The organism is Erythrobacter sp., assembly GCF_038133525.1.
Lineage (GTDB): Bacteria > Pseudomonadota > Alphaproteobacteria > Sphingomonadales > Sphingomonadaceae > Qipengyuania.
Map to the genome: position 1 here is coordinate 18,709 of NZ_JAYPTL010000052.1, position 2,212 is coordinate 20,920.

Consider the following 2,212-nt stretch of genomic DNA (forward strand, 5'->3'; position numbering starts at 1 on the left):
AGCTGTCATCGCGTGCCGGGCGAACCTGCATCACTTCCATAGCTTCGCCCCAATTGGAGGCTGCCGCAACAGTCCCCCTGTCGGTTCCGAATCCGATGAGCACAGCGTCGTCGCCATATGCATGTCGAACGAGCTCACCGATGTTGAATTCGCCCCGCCATCCCATTGCCGTGGCGGACGCATTGCCGACGTGGGAGTTGTGTGCCCAAACGACGGCACGCGCCTCACGCGTATGGGCCATCAGTCGCTGGAGCGTATCGAACATGTGCCGATCGCGCAGGTTCCAGCTGTCCACTGCTCCGCGATACATCGAACGATAGTAGCGCTCAGCCGCCCGCACGATCCGCGCGTTCTGTTCCGCGTCGAAGAATGCTTCACCATCGCCGCCAGCACTGTGTCTGATGAATTGCATCCGCCGCGACAGCAGCTCGCTCAACTGCGCCACCATGGGCTCTTCGCACTTAGCCAGCCCCCCGTGCACGACCGCGCTGCCATAATGCTGGGGCTCGTCCTGCCACGGGGTGAGGCAGCCGTATCGACGACGGGCGTCCTCCGCGTCTTCGGGGCAGTTTGCGTCCAGGTAGGCAAGGACAGCGTGAATCGATTCTCGAAGGCTGTAGACGTCGAGGCCCCGCATGCTCGTGCGTTCCGCCTCTGTAAGATCGGAATTGTGGCCGCGTAGCCAGTCGGCGAAGGCGAGAACTTCCTCATTGCGCCACATCCAGGTCGGGAAACGCGTGAATGGCTCTCCACTACGAGGGCGCGGGGCGCCGTGACGCACGTAGTCATCGATGCGAGCCAAATCGGGCCAATCGCCCTCGACGGCGACGATGTTGAAACCGTGCTGCTCAATAAGTCGCTTGGTTATTTGCGCGCGGGCTTGGTAGAATTCGTGCGTGCCGTGTGTCGCTTCTCCCAGCAGGATAATGCGGGCATCGGCAAAACGATCAAAGCTTTCAGCGAAATGCAATCCGTCGGGGTTTGACAGCAGTTCGGCATGTGCACGCAGCGTCGCGGGCAGGTCCGCGAGATTCTTTGTCAAAGGTTGGTGCAGTGACATTGGCACGTCTCCAGCGATGGTCGCCGGCAAGGTGAGCGATCGGCACAAGAATGCGCCATGCTTAAACCCGCCCCCAACGCGGCCGGAATTACCTAGTTAAGCATACACCAATCGCATGGGATGTCTTTGCGCTAGGACAAAAGTCGTTGATGCCTCTCGCAGGAAGTGGGAGGTGATCCTGAGCTGCCCCAGTCACCAGGCCTGATACAGACGATTGGTACGTACACTCGCTCGCTCCAGAGCCAACGAGGCGGTCAACAGGTCCTTACTCTACCGAAGAGCAAACTATGCTGCATCGCGGGTCTGCTACGGAGCTAGCGCTGGGGTGTGCGCAGGTACTCTAACAGCCCCGCGCTTTCACTCAGTTGGGATTGGAGCCGAGTGGTTCTTTTTGTGTATCAGCGCGGCATCAGCAATGGTCTGCGTAGCGGACCTCAAATGGCTCGTTGCCTTGGACACTCGATGTTTGATTGTCGGTTGTATGCAATGCGCATGGCGATGAATCGCTTACAGATTGAGAGGCGAAAGGTGTCATGGAGTTCGGTAAGTTTTGAATTGGAGACGTCTACCATCTCTTAAGGATTTTGCGGGCAGAGGGGGGGGCTGGCCGATTCGACGCTGCTGCGAAGCAGGCGGCTTGAACTATTGACAGTTCAGAACTAGAGGCTAGCGCAGATTCGAAACATTTCGTTCGGGTTAGCGGCATTTTATTGATTTTTCTCTGCGCGCCAAAGGTTCGCGGACCTTTCTTCGTGGGTAAACTACGTTTGTTAAACTCAATAATTAGGTTGTAGTTACATTGAAAGCAGTAATACTTGCTGGAGGACTGGGAACAAGGCTTGGTGAGGAAACCTCACTTCGCCCGAAGCCCATGATTGAAATTGGTGGTATGCCAATCATTTGGCATATTATGAAGATATATTCGAGTCATGGAATCCAGGATTTCGTGATTTGCCTAGGCTATAAAGGATATGTAATAAAGGAGTATTTTGCTAACTATTTTCTGCATCTTGCTGACGTCACCATCGACCTAACCAAGAATTCGATGGAGGTGCATAACAACAGGAACGAGAGCTGGAGAATTACGTTAGTTGATACTGGCCCTGAAACGATGACCGGTGGCCGGTTGAAGGCTGTCAGGTCCTATCTGCC

General features: G+C 55.6%; 2 protein-coding genes. One reads left to right on the forward strand and one right to left on the reverse strand.

The features are described from left to right. On the reverse strand, nt 1–1,042 hold a 1,042-nt coding region (locus AAFM29_RS13085), incomplete at its 3' end, for an erythromycin esterase family protein (RefSeq protein ID WP_341713229.1). An 817-nt stretch (nt 1,043–1,859) separates the two neighbouring features. Between AAFM29_RS13085 and AAFM29_RS13090 the strand changes: the two genes are divergently transcribed. Continuing rightward, on the forward strand, nt 1,860–2,212 hold a 353-nt coding region (locus tag AAFM29_RS13090), incomplete at its 3' end, for a sugar phosphate nucleotidyltransferase (protein ID WP_341713230.1).